Origin of the sequence: Acinetobacter sp. ABJ_C1_1 (assembly GCF_044684115.1) — a bacterium.
Lineage (GTDB): Bacteria > Pseudomonadota > Gammaproteobacteria > Pseudomonadales > Moraxellaceae > Acinetobacter > Acinetobacter nosocomialis_A.
The window spans coordinates 194,578-212,830 of sequence record NZ_JBITPU010000003.1; the positions used below are offsets into that span (position 1 = coordinate 194,578).

At 38.4% G+C, this 18,253-nt stretch carries 15 protein-coding genes and 1 pseudogene; 7 read left to right on the forward strand and 9 right to left on the reverse strand.

Going from position 1 to position 18,253, the window contains the following annotated elements; all coding sequences use genetic code 11:
- Positions 1-30: 30 nt before the first annotated feature.
- Positions 31-888, reverse strand: a complete 858-nt coding sequence (locus ACG59Z_RS06680) for a 3'(2'),5'-bisphosphate nucleotidase CysQ (protein ID WP_400198548.1) — start codon at positions 886-888, stop codon at positions 31-33.
- A 310-nt stretch (positions 889-1,198) separates the two neighbouring features.
- Here ACG59Z_RS06680 and ACG59Z_RS06685 point away from each other — a divergent pair, with 310 nt between their 5' ends.
- The gene (locus ACG59Z_RS06685) at positions 1,199-1,567 is read left to right on the forward strand and encodes a hypothetical protein (RefSeq protein WP_039251368.1); all 369 of its coding nucleotides are present in this window, start codon (positions 1,199-1,201) and stop codon (positions 1,565-1,567) included.
- 53 nt (positions 1,568-1,620) lie between these two features.
- Here ACG59Z_RS06685 and ACG59Z_RS06690 read toward each other — a convergent pair whose 3' ends face one another.
- From ACG59Z_RS06690 to ACG59Z_RS06720, 7 genes are all read right to left on the reverse strand, one after another.
- The gene (locus ACG59Z_RS06690; protein ID WP_279709406.1) at positions 1,621-2,280 is read right to left on the reverse strand and encodes an SOS response-associated peptidase family protein; all 660 of its coding nucleotides are present in this window, start codon (positions 2,278-2,280) and stop codon (positions 1,621-1,623) included.
- A 107-nt stretch (positions 2,281-2,387) separates the two neighbouring features.
- Positions 2,388-4,118 (reverse strand): ABC transporter ATP-binding protein, encoded by a 1,731-nt coding sequence (locus ACG59Z_RS06695; protein WP_400198550.1) that lies wholly within the window; start codon positions 4,116-4,118, stop codon positions 2,388-2,390.
- A 12-nt stretch (positions 4,119-4,130) separates the two neighbouring features.
- Positions 4,131-5,273 carry an ABC transporter permease gene (locus ACG59Z_RS06700; protein ID WP_400198552.1) on the reverse strand — a complete coding sequence of 381 codons (1,143 nt, stop codon included), beginning with the start codon at positions 5,271-5,273 and terminating at the stop codon, positions 4,131-4,133.
- Positions 5,274-5,280: 7 nt separating this feature from the next.
- On the reverse strand, positions 5,281-6,219 hold the full coding sequence (locus ACG59Z_RS06705) for an ABC transporter permease (protein ID WP_039251373.1): 939 nt from the start codon (positions 6,217-6,219) through the stop codon (positions 5,281-5,283).
- Between the two features lie 12 nt (positions 6,220-6,231).
- A complete protein-coding gene (locus tag ACG59Z_RS06710) occupies positions 6,232-8,265 on the reverse strand; it encodes a M3 family metallopeptidase (protein ID WP_400198554.1) in 2,034 nt (677 codons plus the stop codon).
- Complete coding sequence (locus ACG59Z_RS06715) at positions 8,266-10,089, reverse strand: ABC transporter substrate-binding protein (RefSeq protein ID WP_396479521.1); 1,824 nt, start codon at positions 10,087-10,089, stop codon at positions 8,266-8,268.
- Positions 10,090-10,104: 15 nt separating this feature from the next.
- Positions 10,105-11,895 (reverse strand): ABC transporter substrate-binding protein, encoded by a 1,791-nt coding sequence (locus tag ACG59Z_RS06720; RefSeq protein ID WP_400198556.1) that lies wholly within the window; start codon positions 11,893-11,895, stop codon positions 10,105-10,107.
- A 142-nt stretch (positions 11,896-12,037) separates the two neighbouring features.
- Here ACG59Z_RS06720 and ACG59Z_RS06725 point away from each other — a divergent pair, with 142 nt between their 5' ends.
- From ACG59Z_RS06725 to ACG59Z_RS06750, 6 genes are all read left to right on the forward strand, one after another.
- Positions 12,038-12,151, forward strand: coding sequence for a hypothetical protein (locus ACG59Z_RS06725; RefSeq protein WP_139344670.1), 114 nt, complete (start codon positions 12,038-12,040; stop codon positions 12,149-12,151).
- Between the two features lie 520 nt (positions 12,152-12,671).
- Positions 12,672-15,344 (forward strand): TonB-dependent receptor, encoded by a 2,673-nt coding sequence (locus ACG59Z_RS06730; protein WP_263613605.1) that lies wholly within the window; start codon positions 12,672-12,674, stop codon positions 15,342-15,344.
- A gap of 111 nt (positions 15,345-15,455) precedes the next feature.
- Positions 15,456-16,178, forward strand: a complete 723-nt coding sequence (locus ACG59Z_RS06735; RefSeq protein ID WP_151683013.1) for an energy transducer TonB — start codon at positions 15,456-15,458, stop codon at positions 16,176-16,178.
- Positions 16,179-16,218: 40 nt separating this feature from the next.
- Positions 16,219-17,100 carry a MotA/TolQ/ExbB proton channel family protein gene (locus ACG59Z_RS06740; RefSeq protein WP_400198559.1) on the forward strand — a complete coding sequence of 294 codons (882 nt, stop codon included), beginning with the start codon at positions 16,219-16,221 and terminating at the stop codon, positions 17,098-17,100.
- Positions 17,101-17,115: 15 nt separating this feature from the next.
- Complete coding sequence (locus ACG59Z_RS06745; RefSeq protein WP_000525862.1) at positions 17,116-17,538, forward strand: biopolymer transporter ExbD; 423 nt, start codon at positions 17,116-17,118, stop codon at positions 17,536-17,538.
- Positions 17,539-17,557: 19 nt separating this feature from the next.
- Positions 17,558-17,971 carry an ExbD/TolR family protein gene (locus ACG59Z_RS06750; protein ID WP_396479264.1) on the forward strand — a complete coding sequence of 138 codons (414 nt, stop codon included), beginning with the start codon at positions 17,558-17,560 and terminating at the stop codon, positions 17,969-17,971.
- Positions 17,972-18,054: 83 nt separating this feature from the next.
- Here the strand turns inward: ACG59Z_RS06750 and ACG59Z_RS06755 are convergent.
- A pseudogene (locus ACG59Z_RS06755) lies at positions 18,055-18,168 on the reverse strand (GNAT family N-acetyltransferase); the annotation flags it as partial.
- Positions 18,169-18,253 lie beyond the last annotated feature (85 nt).

Sequence of the window (18,253 nt, forward strand, 5' to 3'; positions counted from 1 at the left end):
TTTGCCACTATAGCATGTCTACAATAACTCTCAATCCAAAACACCCGATTGAGCCAAAGCTTCAAATGCTATTTTTTTGCTTTCCTGATCACGAAATGCGATAAAGCCCCCGTTTAGTACAGTATCACGCTGATTATATTCAAAGGGTTTACCTTTTAGGGTAAGCAAACCTCCACCAATACTTTCTAATAGTCCCTGGCCTGAGCTGGTATCCCATTCAGAGGTAGGATGAAATCTAGGGTAAATATCAATCTCACCCTCTAACATCATACAAAACTTATAAGCGCTGCCCGCTTCACGTCGAATTACGGTACGGTTTTTTTCAATCGGTTCAATAAATTTATGATATTTCGGATTTTTACTACTATGACTTAAACCAATTTGTACAGGTGCTTGTGTTGAATAAGACTCTTTTTGGTATTGGTACCATTGTTTTTGGCTAAAGCTATATTTAAAAGGCAAATCTTTTAAATAACCTAAATAAACAACCTGTTCACAAGGCACAACGATCACAGAAAATACTGTTTCGCGTCCCTCAATCAAGCTCAAGTTTATCGTGAACTCATCCCGTTCATGTATAAACTCTTTGGTACCATCAAGCGGATCAAGCATCCAGCAAGAAGACCAGTCATGGCGAGCGCTATAGTCACTTTCTTCCGATAAAACCGGTAAATCCGGTGTGATTTCTGCAAGATGCTTTAATAAAAATTGATTTACCTTTAAATCTGCTTGAGTTACAGGTGAATCATCATGTTTTTCTTGAATACTAAACTCATATCCTGCTGAATAGTTTTGATATTCTTGTAATAAGATCTGACTAGCCTCTTCCAAAATTGGTAGCAGCTGTTCAATTAAGGCATCATTGGGACGAGTTGTTGTTATAAACATAAATAAGCTCTATTTACTTTCCTTTTCATTATAAGTGAATTATGACAAATTCAGTATTCACCAACAGTCTAGTATCCTTATAAAAATGCTTTATCTTTAATTAAGAACACCGTTATTTCTTCAAAAGCTCAGTCTTTATATTTTAACTGGGCAAGATGCTTATTATTCAAGAGAAAGTAACGTTAAATTTTGTATAAAAAACATGCTATAACTTATGAAAAATAAACAACTTAATGTGAAACCAACCATTTTCTTTTCACACTTTTCTTGCTATGTTCATTAATACAATAACAAAATGGAAGACTAAATAATGATGCTATATGGATATCACTTCTCAACAATTGAAAATAACTGGGAAGACTTAACCCCATTAAATGAGTTTTTACAAACATTTGCAGATGATGATGGTGATGTCTCTCAAAGAGACAAAGAATCGCTTAAAGAAATTATTGCTAAATCAGATACGGCTTTGGCTTTAGCCAAAGAAATGGGTTGGGACGGTAGCTATACGGGTTGCCCTTATTTATTTTGGTTACCGAGTAAAAATACGCAATCATTTGAATATGGCTTTGTTTTTAAACAAACCTCAGATAACTCAACTTTTGTGATTTCACCCATTGAATTGGCTTATCTAGCACATGATGATCAGGTACAAACTTTAAGTAAGAATATTGACTAAGTATAAAGGGTTATTGACTTAACAATTAAGCCAATAACCTAGCCCCACTATTGCTATTCAAACATACTTAATTGAGGTGTAGGTTTTATAATTTTCTCTTTAGGAACATGTAAACACTCAAACTCCTCAACAGGGAAACCTTCAATAAAGCTTGAAATATCTGGGGTTTCTAAACTTAACCATTCATCTAAACGGTCATGTGGAATCACAATGACTGATCTTTTGACATCGCCCGGTTCGTGGAAGTCTTTCATCATGGGATGATCGATCGCATCCATGGTTAACATACTTGCAGAACGAACAATCGTTTCATTCATTTTGCAAATTTCATAAATTGCTGCAATGAAAAAAGCCTGTCCATCTTTACGGCGTACAGCCCATCGCTCAGGTTTATCATTTATATATTTACTTTCATAAAACTCGGTCACAGGGATTACACCGAACTTGCATTTAAGAGCAGCTTCTTGAAAACTCGGTTTTTGGAAAATTGTTTCGTGACGAGCATTATAAGTATGTTTTGCTATGTTTGTATCTTCCGCCCATTTGGGAACCAATCCAAACATGACTTCACGCCATTCAAGACCTTGCGGTGATTTGAATAATAACGGCATTGTTCCAGCAGGATAAACCTCATCGGCATAGCTAAAGCCGACCACAGGCAACTGAAGTTGCTGTAATTGGGCAAGAGTTAAAGGTTTAAAGTTGGCACACATAGCAAGAATAAAATACTGTAATTTTACTTCTCTTATTTTATAAGTATTTATTCTATAAACCAAATAAAAAGGCACTCGAAAGTGCCTTGAACGACGTAACTTTACGCTTATGAAACGTGTTGAATGCCTTGGGGAATCGCCTGCAATAGTCGTTTAGTGTAGTCATGTTGAGGATGTGCATAGAGCTCGTCTGAGTTAGCGATTTCAACAACCTCACCATGATTCATGACCATGACCTGATCAGAGATATATTTCACAACCGATAAATCATGTGAAATAAAGATATAACTGAGTCCAAACTCATCTTGTAAGTCCTGTAATAAGTTAAGTACTTGTGCTTGTACAGACACATCTAGTGCCGAAACAGACTCATCACATATCAAAATTTCAGGCTTTAGCGTTAAACAACGTGCAATTGCGATACGTTGGCGTTGACCACCCGAGAACTCATGTGGGTATCGATAATAAGCTTGTTCAGGTAAATTCACGCGCTCAAGTAACCCAAGTGCAATTTGCTTACGCTCCGCATCATCTTTACCAATGCCATGAATTTGCATAGGTTCTAACAAAATCTGCCCGATGGTAAAGCGTGGATTTAACGAAGCATATGGGTTTTGAAAGATAATCTGAATCTTTCTTTGATATTTGGCAAACTCTTTTTCAGTTAATGAAAGAATATCTTTACCTTCAATTAAGGCTTCCCCACCTGTTGCTTCGTGTAAACGCATAAGCAACAAGCCCACAGTGGTTTTGCCTGAGCCAGACTCTCCCACTAAACCAAGGGTTTTCCCTTTAGCAAGTTTGAATGAGACGCCTTTTACTGCCTGAAACTCTTCTTTGCCAAATAATCCTTTACGGCTATAAAAGCTTTTTTTCAGATCTTTTACTTCTAAAATAATTTGCTCATCGCCATTTAAACCGCGTTTACGCTCAGGAATTTCTGAAACATCAAAGCTTTGTTCGACTAATACATTGTCTTCTTGACGCATAAAGTCGCTGGTCACAGGCAAACGATAAGGTCGCTGTGACATTTGAGGACGACAGTAAAGTAAAGCACGGGTATATACATCTTTAGGCTGTTCTAGAACTTGTTCTGCAAGACCTTGCTCTCTAATTTTACCATGACGCATGACAATGACTTGATCTGCAATTTCACCCACCAAAGCCAAATCATGCGTAATAAAAAGCATCGACATTTGACGGCGCTGACGCAACGATTCGAGTAAATCAATAATTTGTTTTTGAATGGTGACATCAAGCGCTGTTGTCGGTTCATCAGCTATTAGTAGCTTAGGTTCACAAGCGATCGCCATTGCAATCATGACACGTTGCTGCTGACCACCGGAAAGCTGATTAGGATAAGCATCAATTTTCGTTTCAGGTGATGGTATCCCGACCTCTCTGAGTAACTCTAAAACACGTTGACGGGCCTGTTTACGGCTCATGCCCATGTGTAAACACAACACTTCTGCGATTTGATTGCCAACTGTAAAAACCGGATTTAATGATGACATTGGTTCCTGAAAAATCATGGCAATATCTTTACCACAGATTTTTCGCATATCCTTACGGGATAAGCTGAGTAAATCTTGACCATCAAAAACAATCTTACTTTTTTCATCAATTTTACTTTGGCCTACAGGTAGTAAGCCCATAGTTGCCAAAGAAGTAACTGACTTGCCACTACCCGACTCGCCAACTAAAGCGACAGTGGTATTTGCTGGAATATCAAAGGAGATTCCTTTAACAGTTTCGATATACTGCTTGTCTTCACCTTTAAAACTTACACGTAAGTTTTCAATGTGGAGTAATGGGACATTTTTTTGTTGTTCTGACATTAGGTTTTCCTCTTATTTTAATTTTGGATCTAATGCATCACGCAGTGCATCAGTAAACATTGAAAATGCCGTAACCAAAACAGCCATTGCGACAGAGGCTGCGACAAGCTGCCACCATTTTCCTAAAAGAAGTTCACTTTGTGCTTCATTTAACATACTGCCCCAAGACACTACGCCTACTGGCACACCGAAACCTAAGAAACTCAAAATAACTTCCGATTTAATAAAAGAAACCACCAAAATCGACATTTGAACCAAAGCGATATGGCTGACATTAGGAAAAATATGAATGAACATACGGCGGAAATGCCCAACACCAATTGCCTTGGCAGCCAGAACGTATTCACGTGAGGTATGTTTCATATACTCAGCACGAATTAAACGGTAAACACCTGTCCAGCCCGTTAAACCTAAAATCAGAACAATAGATAAAATACCCTTTTGTTGCAGTACGGCAGCTATCGCAAGAACTAATAATAAATATGGAATGGAAGTAAAAATGTTATAAAACCAGTTAAGGATGTCATCTACCCAACCACCAAAGTACCCTGAAATCGCCCCTAGCAGTGTACCTAAGGTCACTGCGAGCAATGCTGAAACTAGCCCTACAATAATTGAGGTTTCGGCACCTTTAATAGTCTTTTTAAGAACATCTTGTCCCCATTTGTCAGCTCCAAATATAAGGGTACTTTTTAGTTCACTTTGCTGATCAAGTAAATGTCCACCTAGTTGCTGATCAATTGCTTTCATATCATCAGCCAGCGGGTCAACCACACCATAATAATCAATTGCACTTCCAGAGCTCTTTTCTTGTTTAATTTCAGCCTTGAGTTGGTGAATGACATCTTTTAAGGGATCGACTGGATTTTCCGGTAATTCCTCATCTACAGCGGCTGTACTTTTCAAAGCTTCAGTTGTCTTATCTGCACCTATAAATGTAGGGGGTGCATAACTGACCGCAACTTCTTTGTTCCAGTCCGATGCAATCAGTCCCGTAAATGATAGTAGCAATACGACCAAATAGAACAGCACAACAATGAGCGATGCGATTGCAATTTTATCAGCCCGAAGACGGCGCATTGCAAGGCGCCATAAACCCGCTGAAGCTGGAGCTGTCTGGGTTTGTAATTTTCTTTTTGATAGAACACTTAGCATAACCCACCTACTTCAACTGTACACGTGGATCAACCACTTTGTAGACTAAATCGGCAATCAAGTTAAAAATCATGGTTGCAGCTGCAATATAAACTGTAATTGCTTTAATCACAGGAAAATCACTTCGCTCAACCGCAATAATTACTTCTCGACCAATACCGGGAATACCAAAAAAACGTTCAATTAAAAATGCACCTATGAGCAACGCAGGCAAAGTCGCCATCACATCGGTAATAATAGGAATTGAGGCATTACGTAAAACATGCACACCTAAAATTCGGCTTTCACCTACACCTTTAGCACGTGCCGTTCTAACGTAATCTTGGTTAATCTCATCCAGCACAAAACTACGGTATAACCTTAAAGTAGGTGCAATACTCACCACCAACATAATTAAAATTGGAAGTAAGGCGAACTTAAATAAATTATCGGTAAAGTTATCGCTCCAGCCCTGTACTGGAAACCAACTTAACTGATAAGCCAGAACATATTGAAAAACAATAATATAAACCAAGATACTGATCGACATACCAATTGTACATAACATCATGACCATACGATCTGTTAAAGTGCCACGTACTGCCGATACAGCCAAAGCTAAGCCAATTGAAATAACGGTTTGTAAAATAGTGAGTGGAATTAACAGCGTTAGCGAAGGCCCCAAGCGAGTTAAAATAATTTGTGAAACTGGCTCGCCAGTACTCCAACTTGCGCCATAGTCAAAAGTAAGAATCTGTTTAATAAAAATCCAGAGCTGAACGTAATAAGGCTGATCGACACCTAGTTGCTTACGAATGTTTTCAATCTGCTCAGGATTAGACATCTTACCTGCCAGAATATAGGCTGGATCTCCACCGACCCAGTTAAAAAGAATAAAGATAAACAGTACTACTCCCAACATGGTTGGAATCATCTGCCATAACCGCCGAATAACATATGCCAGCATAGTGATAATTCCTTATTTAACCCGTTGTCCGGTAATTTCGTTAAAGAATGCTTTGTTGTCAGGATCACGACCAAGGAAATCTTTAACCAATTCAGCTGCCGGTTTTTGGCTACCTTGCGATAAAATGGTCTGGCGATAACGTTGTCCGACTTGTGGGTTATTCAGGTTGTCACCATAAGCAGAAAGCATGTCTAAAGCTAAAACCTCAGACCACATATAACCGTAGTAACCTGCTTGATAACCACCCATCAAGTGTCCAAACTGACCAGGAAACTCTGTTGTTGGGACATATCCCAAGGCTGTAGCTGCTTCCATTTTTTGCCAAGTTTCTAAAGGTTTTACTTTTAACGCATCAGCCGTATGAAGCGCCATATCGTACTGTGCATAAAGCGTCTGACGTGCATAACGTAAACCGCGCCCATAGTTATGTACTGCTTTTAAACGGGCAATTAATTCGTCATCAACACGTGGGCATGCTGGATCACAGTAATCAGCCACTTTAGATAAGGTTTCTTTACGTCGTGCCCACTCTTCATACATTTGAGATGGTGCTTCTACAAAGTCACGCTCTACAGATGTTCCAGACTGACTTGCATAGCGGGTATTAGATAAAATGCCATGCAAGGCATGACCAAATTCATGCACAAAAGTTTCGAGCTCATCACTATTTAAACCTTTACGGTTAAAGTTTGTGACGAGTGCTGAAACCGGTAAGCGGTTGGTTAAAGTGCTACCACCATATACTCCCCAAACAGCGGCATGGCCATATTTCCCTTCTCGAGGGAATTTATCCATATATAAGCCACCAAGGAGTTTTCCTGTCTTTTTATCGACTACATCGTAATATTCAACTTCGCTCTGCCATGCTTTCACTTTGACAGGTTTAAAATCAATACCATAAAGGTCAGATGAAATAGCAAATAACCATTTTTGTGCCGCTAAAGTCGGGAAATAATCACGAAGCTTTTCCTGATCAATTTGATATTTGCTCTTACGAAGTTTTTCACTCCAGTAAGCTTCACTCCAACGTGTGATCTCGGTTTTATCTAATGGTGTTTTTAAAGTTTGTGCTTTAAATGCTCGGAGCTCTTCTACTTCTTTGCGCTCAAGTGGTGCGACCGTTTTCTGTACTTCTGCCAAAAACTGATTTACAGCTTCGGGCGTTTTTGCCATACGGTCTTTTAACACCCAATCTGCATAACTTGCTTTTCCAAATAACTGCGCAAGCTCATAACGTAAATCTACTGCCTGTTTGAGTAGTTTTAAGTTTTGTTCAGTACCACGTCGTGTAAAGGCAATCTGGTATCTTTTTCTGGCATCATCATTATCAGCCAATTCCATAAATGGACGATATTCCGGATACTCAAAACCTAAAAGATAGTTACCCTTGGCATTTTTCTTTAACCCTGAAATATAACTTTCTGGCAGCCCTTTCATTTCTTCAGGAGTAAACTCAAGTTTTTCAGGGTTATCACGAATATTACGGTTATATTTTTGTTCGAGTTTAGTCAACTCATCCAGAATGGCTTTCATTCTTGCACGTTTTGCTGGTTCTAATTGAACCCCCGTGTCTTCAAACTGATCAAGAATATCCTGACGGTATTTTTTATCTATTGGATCAGTTGCTTTTGTATTTTTAATTACGTTATATAATTTTGAATTTTGGAATATATCAGTATGAAATTGATTAATTTTAATTTCGCAGTCTTCGGCTGCCTTACGTAATTTCGCATCTGGGTCTACGTTACTATATAAACCTATGGGTCCTGAAAAATCTTCAAGATGAGCAAAAATTTTATCCCACTTTGCTAATATCGGAGCGGCAGCAGCATCGGTTTTAACAGGTATTTTTTCAAAACTTGAAATCTCTTGCTGGATTTTTTTTAAATTAGAATCGCACCATGTGGGAAGTTGCTCTGCTTTAAGTAATGGTAACGTCGCACGTGTCGTCTCTGCCGATGCAAACTGACTTATACCTATCGTCAACATACATAAACTAGTCATTTTCAGTGTGTTATTTTTCATCGTATCTCCAATTTTTTTCATTTAATGATTAGATTTCGTATTTGTATCAATATCGAAGTACATCCATTCAGCATGTAAAATCGGATGCTTCTTATATCCAATGATTCTTGGCTGAGCCAACATATTTCTATAACGTGCATACAACACTTGCACTGGCATATACACTTCTAACAAACGTGTCATTTTTCGATAAATCACATCTCGTTCTGGGCCAGGCTTAATCTGTTGAGACTGACGGTATAATTGATCAAACTCTGGTATTGAACCGCAAGACCAGTTGGTCATATGGGTGTTCGGGCCATAAAAATTCTGCATAAAATTATCCCCATCCGGATAATCGGCAATCCATGCAGAAGAACCAAACATTCCGTCACACTGTTTTTGTGCCCGAATGAGGTCTGAAAAGAGCATAGGCTTGTAAACCATACGGATATTCAAACTGTCAAAGTTCTTTTTCCAAAGCTCAGCACTTTGCTGACCAATACTGTCATTACGTGCCATATATTCAATGACCAGAGGCTTGCCATCTGGCTGTGTACGCCATCCTGAAGCATCTTTTTTATAGTTATATTTATCTAATAATAGATTTGCTGCTTTTACCGAATATGGGGTACTGCTTCTATATTGCGGATCAGAACCCACCACACCTGGCGGTACTGGAAAATGTAGACGCTCAGCATCACTATTACGTACTAATTTAATTTCTTGATCTATTGAACGAGACATTGCAATTGCACGGCGTAAAGCAATTTTTTCTTTACTCATTCCTCCAACAACAGGATTCTTAAGATTCCAATAGTTGTAACTAATTTCCGGATCAACAATACGCGATAAATGCACACCATCTTTTGCAAGTTCAGGTCTTAACTTGCCGTCTTTAATGGCTTTCGAGACTAATTGCCCTTCTAGTTGAATAATATCAACTTCACCACGCTGGAATGCCAACCATCGTGACTGGTTTTCTTCCATTACCTGAATATCAATTGTGCCGATTTGAGGCATTTGTTTACCTTTGAGGCGTTTCACAATTGCTTGGTCCTCAGCACTACTGGCTACAAAGTTCCAAGTAAAACCGCGATAATCAGGATTCGCTTTTAAAACAATACGCGAAGCAGGCACCCACTTACTGAGCATATAAGGTCCTGTTCCTACTGGATGCCCCATCACAAAGCCAGATTTATCTTTATATTTTTCGATAACTTCACGCGCTACAGCCCCTGTAGGGTCATGTGCCAGTAATAAAGGAAAATTATAATCAGGCTTCACTAACCGAATAACCAAGGTGTACTTATCAGGTGTTTGTAAACCACTCACACTTTGATCGTAGTTAAACTTTCCTGTTTTACTGGCTGATTGTACTAAAGCATCCATACCTTCAATTTTGTTCTCCAACAACCAGCTATTGGGCGAACGTAAATTTGGGTCCAATAGGCGCTTAAAAGAGTACGCATAATCGTAAGCTGTTAACTCTCTAGGTTTACCTTTAAAAACAGGGTCCGGTGTAAAATAAATACCTTTTTTAATGTGAATCGTATAAGTCAGACCATCTGCACTCACTTCTGGCATAGCGGTTGCGATTTGGGGAATAAGCTTTGCTGGCCTTGCTAAATAGTCATAGGTATATAAAGTTTCAAATATCGAAGTGGTTACATGTGCTGAATATAAGTCATGGATATAAGCTGGGTCGAAACCTGTTTCAGCTGTTGGGAACGTATAATGTAAAACTTTATTCGGATCGGCTGGACTTTTTGCAAAAATAGTCGTGGTACCCGTTAATGCCATACTGGCAAATAATAGACCTACACTACAGTGCTTGAGCTTTTGTTTTAAATTTTCAGTCATGATGATCTTTATCTAAAATTATTTTTTAATAGGGGTAATATCAAGATATTGCCAGTTTGTATTCATCATCGGGTGAGGTTTAAAACCCTGAACTTGTGGTCGTATCAACCAATTACGAATTCGAGTTACATGAATAATCCAAGGATTGTCAGCTTCAATCTGGCGATTAAGCTTTTCATAATATGGTAGACGTTGTTGCGTTGGTAAATGAATGGCCTGAGTATAAAGAGCATCATATGTTTTAGACTGATAACAGGCATGGTTTCCCTGCCCAGCATTTGGTCCATATAATAATTGTGCAAAATTATCTCCTTCGGGATAGTCAGCAATCCATGCCCCGCTCCACATCATATATTTACATTGTGTTGCGGCTTTTAAGTTATCTGCAAAATTACTTACTTTAAAGTCAGCACGAATGCCAATCGCGTCTAGATTTTTTTTCCAGAGTTCAGAATGAATAACTGATGCTGAGCTATTTTCATTATTAATTTTTAAAACTAAAGGTTTGCCATTTGGTAAGGTCCGATAGCCATCAGCCCCTTTTTTATAACCATAATAATCAAGCAGTTTATTTGCTAGCCGCGGATTATATCCTACGCTACTTTTATACTTCGGGTTATATCCGTTTACACCTTCAGGTATAAACATTTCTGCTCTCACTGCCTGACCTTTATATGCCTGTTTTATGCTTTCTTTTTGGTCATAGGCCAAAGTAATTGCTCGACGAAGCGCAATTTTTTCTGGACTAAAACCACCAATGACAGGATCACGCATATTCATCATGGTATAGGTCATTTCAGGTTCTTTATATGGAAAATGTTTAATGCCTCTTTTTTGAAAAGAAGCTTTAAGTTGATTTCCATCTAACGCTTGAGGAACGGCATCTGCTGTAAGTTTGTCAAAATCTAATTGACCCGATTGAAAAGCTAACCATCTTGATTGTTGTTCTTCAATGATACTGACCACCACCTTGCCAACTTGCGGCATTTTCTTTCCAGACATTTCTTTAACAAGTTGGTTATCCCACGGTGTTCCTGTTGACTTAAAATTCCAGACAAAACCACGATAATCAGGGTTGGCAACCAATTCGACCTTACTTCTTGGAACATATTTACTTAACATGTACGGTCCGGTACCTACTGGATGCATGCCAATACGATCACCGTAATAATCAACAACCTCTTTAGCAACGCTACCAAACGCAATATAGGCAAGAATATAAGGAAAATTAAAATCTTGGCGAGTTAAGGTAAACTGTAGGGTATATCGATCAGTCGCTTTAAGCCCTGCAATTGGCGCGGCATAATCAAACTTTCCAGTTTTCTTTGCTTGAGCTACAACTGCATCAGCACCCACTAATTTTCCATCCAGAAAAGAAACGGAAGGTGCTCTATTTTTAGGGTCTAAAATACGTTTAATTGAATAAACATAATCTTCGGCCACCAATTCACGGCGCTTGCCTTTAAAGGCAGGATCATCCGTAAAATAAATACCTGGCTTAATTTTAAATATATAAACTTTACCGTCTTGCTCAACCTTCGGCATGCTTTCAGCCGTATAAGGAACTAGTTGTAGAGGACGTGCTAAATAATCGTATTTGAGTAGAGGTTCAAAAATAGCTTCTGCAATACTTGCACTATAGAAATTGGTGGTTTTAACCATGTCAAAACCGTCATCAGGTGCTTCATAGGCAACATGCAAAATCTTGTTTGGTTGTGCTGGCGTAATTGCATAAGCACATGGAATTGATGTAATAGCCAAACTTAAAATGGCGAGCTTAAAAAATTTTAATTTCAAGTTCATATCCACATAACTAATTTTTTTAAAAGATATTAACCTTTTGAGTAACATCTAAATCCGCATAAGAAAAGTTCTTTTTTCAGCAGATAGGCCTATTTGGGATTTGGAATTCACTTTCCTTTATCATCTTTTTATTTGATCAAATGGAAAAATAAATTCAAGTACCCAGTGTTTTGTAACTACTGAATATAAAGCGAATTTCATGCCATCTATGAGTATTCACAATAAAATATTTAAGAATATTAGAAATTCATATTTTTATTAGGTACTTAAATCCGTTTGAACTATATAAATAAAAGTTACTTTTTGCCAAATATTATATTTGTATATGTTAATCATTTAACACCTTAAATGCACAAAAAAAATACATTGATGATTCATTATGCATCATATTATTCCATTTATACTTAAGTAAAAATATCAACTTAATATACTGATATTTAAATAAAATTATATAAAAAAATCTTACAACAAATAGTATAACATTACATATAATAAAGTTCTAAAACGATACATTTTTATTTATTAAGTATGTGAAGTGTCCATTAATGTATATTTTTTATACAAATAAATTTGAAACTTTTAGCCAATACAAAAAAATTTGCCAAACGGAAAATTTATTTAACTTCAAAAGAAACAGAAACACTGCCCTCAAACATAATAAAATCAATATTTATCAATATTTTGCATAAACTAAAAAAAGAAAAATATATAGTTGGCACTTGCTTTGCTTAAAAACATTCCAGCAATATCGCTAACTACAACAAAAAGGGATCACGTCCACGATGAAAAAAAAATACAATGTTCGATCTCAGGTAACCCCCAAGATCGGCAAGACAATACTTAAATTAAGTACCCTTAGTTTAAGCATGATGTGTCTTACCATGGCACAAGCAGCAGAAACCGAACAAACAAGTAATGATGATAAACCAGCAAAAGTTGTGAAAGTTGCCGTTACAGGTTCTTCAATCAAAGGCGTTGCTGCTCAAAGTGCTTCACCAATTACTGTTGTAAAAGTTGATGAAATTTTAAAACAAGGGGTAACATCAACTGAAGAAGCCTTAGCCAAGATTAGTGCAAACCAATCAAACTTCGTAACTGCTAGCAATGTGGGCGCTAGTAAAACTGTGGGGTCAGCAGCAAACCTGAGAGCTTTGGGTGCTAACAAGACACTTATTTTGCTGAATGGTCGTAGATTAGCTGCTAATGCATACGATAGCGGAGTAACAAATTTAAATATTATTCCACTCGCTATGTTAGACCGTATTGAAGTTTTACGTGATGGTGCTTCTTCCATTTATGGAACAGATGCAATCGGTGGGGTTATCAACTTCATTACTAAAAAGCAGTTTACGGGTCTTAACCTAACCGCTGGATATCAAAAACCAGAAGAAAAAGGTGGAGATCAACAAGACTATAGCATTTTCGGCGGTTTTGGTGACTTAGAGGAAAATGGCTATAACGTTTTTGGGGTTGTCGATTACCGAAAAGGTGATGATGTCATGGCCCAAGACCGTAAAGTCAGTCGACGCGGAGGCATATTACCTGAATTAGGTGTAAATAAAACCAGTAGTGGCTCATTCCCTGCCAATGTTCCAGGTTTAGGCAATCCTTATGCATCTATAGGTTGTAGTGATAACCCTTTAGTCAGCAGTCCTGATGGCAAAACTTGTAGATATAACAGCCAAGCGGTTATTGGAATAGTTCCAAAAACAGAAGACATTTCTGTAATGGGCCGTGCGACTTTTAAACTCAGCGATAATTTTAATGCAATTGCCGAATATTTATATGCAAGAAATGAGGTTACCACTTCAGTCGCACCAGACGTATTTTTTGATTTAAGCCTAGACCCTAACAGTAAATATTACCCAGGAAATGGGATAACCCCTGCTCTTGCTGGAGCATCGGGTCCTATCGATCTTTATTTACGTTCACAAGCTGGTAATCGTGTAAGTAATAGTATTAATCAATCACACCGGATATTTGCGGGTATTGAAGGTGAAACACATGGTTGGGATATCAATTCAGGGGTGACCTATGCGCATAGCAGCGCCTCCGATGCAATCTTGAGTGGCTATTTAAACTATGACAAAACTCAAGAAGCTTTAAACAATGGCACCTTAAATCCATTCGGACCTCAGAACGCTGAAGATGCTGGTGTATGGGATCAACTCGGTGTTAAGGGCAAATATTTAAAAGCCAACCTAGACACAACCACAGTTGATTTCACTGCAAGTCGACCTATTTTCAAACTACCAGCAGGTGATGTTGGGTTCGCTGTTGGGGCAAGCTATCGTTATGAAGATTGGACTTCAAAAGTAGTTGCAGATGTTGCTCGACTAGCTCCTAGTACAGGTACTGATCCAGACGAACCAGAAAATAAGGGTGATCGTAATATCAAATCGGTATTTACCGAATTTCATATTCCACTGCACAAAACTTTAGAAGCTCAAATTGCTGCTCGATATGATGACTACAATGACTTTGGTGATACGTTCAATCCAAAATTTGCACTTCGTTGGGAGCCGATTAAACAGTTAATGTTCCGTACCACTTATAGTACAGGTTTCAGAGCTCCTACACTTTGGGAGGTTAATGGCCCGAACTCAGTCACGAATACAGGTGCGACATATGACGACCCAGCCCTTTGTCCTGGAGGAGTTGTACAACCTGGTGGTAAACAAGAACGCGACTGTAATATGCAGTTCAAACGTCAGAACGGTGGGAATAAGAGTTTAAATCCAGAAGAATCTAAATCTTTTACAGCAGGTTTAGTATTTGAACCTGTTAAAAATTTGGCCTTCACTCTTGATTACTTCAATATAGAAGTAGATAAACAAATTGCCACACTATCCGAAGCAGCTATATTTGCAGATCCTGTGAAATATGGAGACAAATTTGTACGTAATGCTGACGGTTCACTAAATTATATTATTACTACACAACAAAATTTAGGTGGTATTAAAACATCTGGTTTTGATGTGGGCTTAAGTTGGGTTTCACCAATGACTGCCACAGGCCGATTTGGTTTCAATATTGATGGTACATATATCACTGACTACAAATATCAAGCAGAACCAGATGGTGACTGGAAAGGTGTTGCGGGATCATATAGCGGCTTAGATTATCAATCGATTATTTTGCGTTGGAAACATACCGCCAACCTGAACTGGAACTATGAGAACTGGGCTTTAAATCTACAACAAAACTTCTCACGCGGTTATCAAGATCAAAACGCGAATGATCAAAACCATAGAGTAAGTGACTATACAACCTACAATATTTCAGGGACTTACAAAGGCTTTAAAAACCTAGAGTTAACAGCAGGCATTAAAAATATATTTGATGAAGATCCACCTGCTTCTAACGTAATTGATAACTTCCAAATGGGATATGACCCACGTTACGCAGATCCTTTAGGACGTACTTACTTTGTACGAGGTACATATAAGTTCTAAATGGTTGTTCTGCAAATATAACCCTCAAAAAGTTAGTTTGCAGAACAAATACTCATTCTTAGCCAAACAGTCATTTTAAAAAATTGTTTGTCTACAGTTTCAGGAGTAACTATGGGCATGACTTTTACAGACATAGAAAATAAATCTGCCAAACGCCTTATTGGTATTGCCGCAGTACTTTTTCTGCATCTTCTTGTTGCCTATATTCTGATGTCAGGTTTAGCAAACAATATTCAAAAACCAGCAGAAAAACCTGTGGAATTACAAATTATTCAGGATATTAAGCCACCTCCTCCACCAAAACCGGAGGAGCCAAAACCTAAGGAAAAACCACCAGAGCCACCAAAAATGGTCGAAAAAGTTGCCAAGGTTCCTGAGCCACCTAAACAGGTTGAGAAAGTAGCGACACCGGTACAAAAAACCACTCCGGTAGCTCAGCCAACTAAAGTTGCGACTCCTGCTCCAGCCGCGCCGGCTGCACCTAGTGCACCATCGCCAAGTCCAGTTGCAGCACCTGCTCCAGCGGCAGCCGCACCAGCGCCTAAACCAGCTGGCGTGACTCGTGGCGTTTCAGAAGGTTCCGCAGGTTGTGAAAAACCGGAATATCCACGTGAAGCACTAATGAATGAAGAACAAGGTACGGTGCGCATACGTGTTTTAGTTGATACTTCCGGCAAAGTTATTGATGCCAAAGTGAAAAAATCGAGTGGTAGCAAAACCTTAGATAAAGCGGCAACTAAAGCTTACAGCTTATGTACGTTCAAACCAGCAATGAAAGATGGCGTGCCTCAGCAGGACTGGTATGAAATTGAATATCCATTCGTAATTGAATAAACAATTAAATTAGTAAGAAATTAAAAATATTGGAGATAATATGATGAAAAAATCAACTCATCCACTCGTACGTTTCGCTTCTGCAAGTTTAATCGCAGCATGCTCATTGCTCCCATTAAGTACAGTTTTTGCAGAAGAAACGAGCAATGCTCCTGTTGCAACCGCAACTACAGAAGCAACATCAAACGCAAATACACCGACTCCACCTCCAAAGCCTGCAACCAGTGAAACTGTTAAAAACCCTTATGGTCTGGAAGCTCTTTGGCGTGAAGGTGATTTAGTTGCTAAGTCTACCCTATTTATACTCGTACTGATGTCTATTGGTACGTGGTACATCATTGTCTCTAAATTCTTACAACAAGCAAAAGTAAAACGCCAAGGTAAAGAGGCAGAAAAAAGTTTTTGGGAGGCTACTTCTCTAGATAATGCAGCTGATGGTCTAGAACAAAGTAGTGCATATCGTTTTATTGCAGAAAAAGGTATTAACTCAACTAAGTCACACGGCGGTTCTTTACTAGAACGTATTGACTTCAATACTTGGGTGAGCATTTCAATACAACGTGCAATTGAAAAAGTACAAAACCATTTAGGTGGCGGTTTAGCCTTTTTAGCAACGGTTGGATCTACTGCACCTTTCGTAGGCCTATTTGGAACAGTCTGGGGAATCTATCACGCGTTAACAGCTATCGGGATTTCAGGTCAGGCGTCTATTGATAAAGTTGCAGGACCTGTCGGTGAAGCTCTGATTATGACAGCTATTGGTCTTGCAGTCGCAGTACCGGCTGTACTTGGTTACAACTGGTTGACTCGTCGCAATAAAGCAGTAATGGAAAACGTCCGTTCGTTTGGTTCAGATTTACATGCAGTTTTATTAAGCGGTGAAATTAATACCAATAATTCAGTTAACCGCAGCATCAAATAATCAGGAGCAAACATTATGGGTATGAGTGTTGGTTCTGAAGATGATGACGAAATGATTGGAACAATTAACACGACGCCCCTCGTGGATGTCATGTTGGTTTTACTTATTATTTTTCTGATTACTATTCCGGTAGTTACTCATACAGTTCCGGTGAAACTGCCAGAAGAAAAAAATACGCCGTACGCAACTACACCTGAAAATATTCAACTTTCAGTAAATAAGAAAGGAGATATTTTCTGGAACGAAAGTTATGTACCTAATAAAGAAATATTGTTAGCAAAATTACAGGCTGTGGCACAAAAAAGACCGCAGCCGGAGGTACATATTCGAGGAGATCAGCTTACTCATTTTGAAGCGATAGATCAGGTCATTAGCACGACCAAACAAGCTGGTATTGGCAAAATTGCCTTTGTTACTACCCCTCCAGCCTCCCCGTAACTATTTTAAGGAGAATCTTATGGGTATGAATGTCGGTTCAAATAATGATGATGATGTGATGTTAGAAGTCAACATGACACCTCTTATTGATGTTATGTTGGTACTCATTATCATGTTTATTATTACCATACCTGCACCAAACAACGCGATTAATATTAATTTGCCAAATGGCACACCGCCACCAACAAATGAAAAGCCACCAGAAGTGATTGATGTAAGAATTGATGCAGCAGGCAAAGTATTTTGGAATAACCAAGAGGTTTCTGACCGCAAGGCTCTAGAGACATTATTTCAAGGTGTTGTTGCAAAAAAAGATCAAGATCAGATCAAACTCAAACCAGACCAGTTGGCTGAATATAAAAATGTAGCGATGGTCATGGCTACAGCACAGCGTTTAGGTGTCACTAAAATTGGAATTGTGAGCAGTAACTAATATTGCTTTTAATCTATTTAACTCTATTAACTCCTGCGCTAACTTGAATCTTCAGTTAGCGTTTTTTTGAAGCGAAATATTCAAGACTCAGCAATAGAATATACATTTGGTGCAACATAGTCCTTTTGAGATTCATCCAACGACAACTTTGCACATTGAATCCAATTCTCACGATTAAGATTTTTTAAATTAATCAATCTCAAAACCTTTTAACTATAAGTCTGCACTTTATAAGCATAAAATATACCGAAAATAAAAAAGCCTCCGAAGAGGCTTTTTTTA

Bases quoted from the DNA above. Each gene is read 5' to 3' on its own strand.
- ACG59Z_RS06680 (WP_400198548.1), bottom strand. From the start codon at position 888: ATGTTTATAACAACAACTCGTCCCAATGATGCCTTAATTGAACAGCTG.
- ACG59Z_RS06685 (WP_039251368.1), top strand. From the start codon at position 1,199: ATGATGCTATATGGATATCACTTCTCAACAATTGAAAATAACTGGGAA.
- ACG59Z_RS06690 (WP_279709406.1), bottom strand. From the start codon at position 2,280: ATGTGTGCCAACTTTAAACCTTTAACTCTTGCCCAATTACAGCAACTT.
- ACG59Z_RS06695 (WP_400198550.1), bottom strand. From the start codon at position 4,118: ATGTCAGAACAACAAAAAAATGTCCCATTACTCCACATTGAAAACTTA.
- ACG59Z_RS06700 (WP_400198552.1), bottom strand. From the start codon at position 5,273: ATGCTAAGTGTTCTATCAAAAAGAAAATTACAAACCCAGACAGCTCCA.
- ACG59Z_RS06705 (WP_039251373.1), bottom strand. From the start codon at position 6,219: ATGCTGGCATATGTTATTCGGCGGTTATGGCAGATGATTCCAACCATG.
- ACG59Z_RS06710 (WP_400198554.1), bottom strand. From the start codon at position 8,265: ATGAAAAAAATTGGAGATACGATGAAAAATAACACACTGAAAATGACT.
- ACG59Z_RS06730 (WP_263613605.1), top strand. From the start codon at position 12,672: ATGAAAAAAAAATACAATGTTCGATCTCAGGTAACCCCCAAGATCGGC.
- ACG59Z_RS06735 (WP_151683013.1), top strand. From the start codon at position 15,456: ATGGGCATGACTTTTACAGACATAGAAAATAAATCTGCCAAACGCCTT.
- ACG59Z_RS06740 (WP_400198559.1), top strand. From the start codon at position 16,219: ATGATGAAAAAATCAACTCATCCACTCGTACGTTTCGCTTCTGCAAGT.
- ACG59Z_RS06745 (WP_000525862.1), top strand. From the start codon at position 17,116: ATGGGTATGAGTGTTGGTTCTGAAGATGATGACGAAATGATTGGAACA.
- ACG59Z_RS06750 (WP_396479264.1), top strand. From the start codon at position 17,558: ATGGGTATGAATGTCGGTTCAAATAATGATGATGATGTGATGTTAGAA.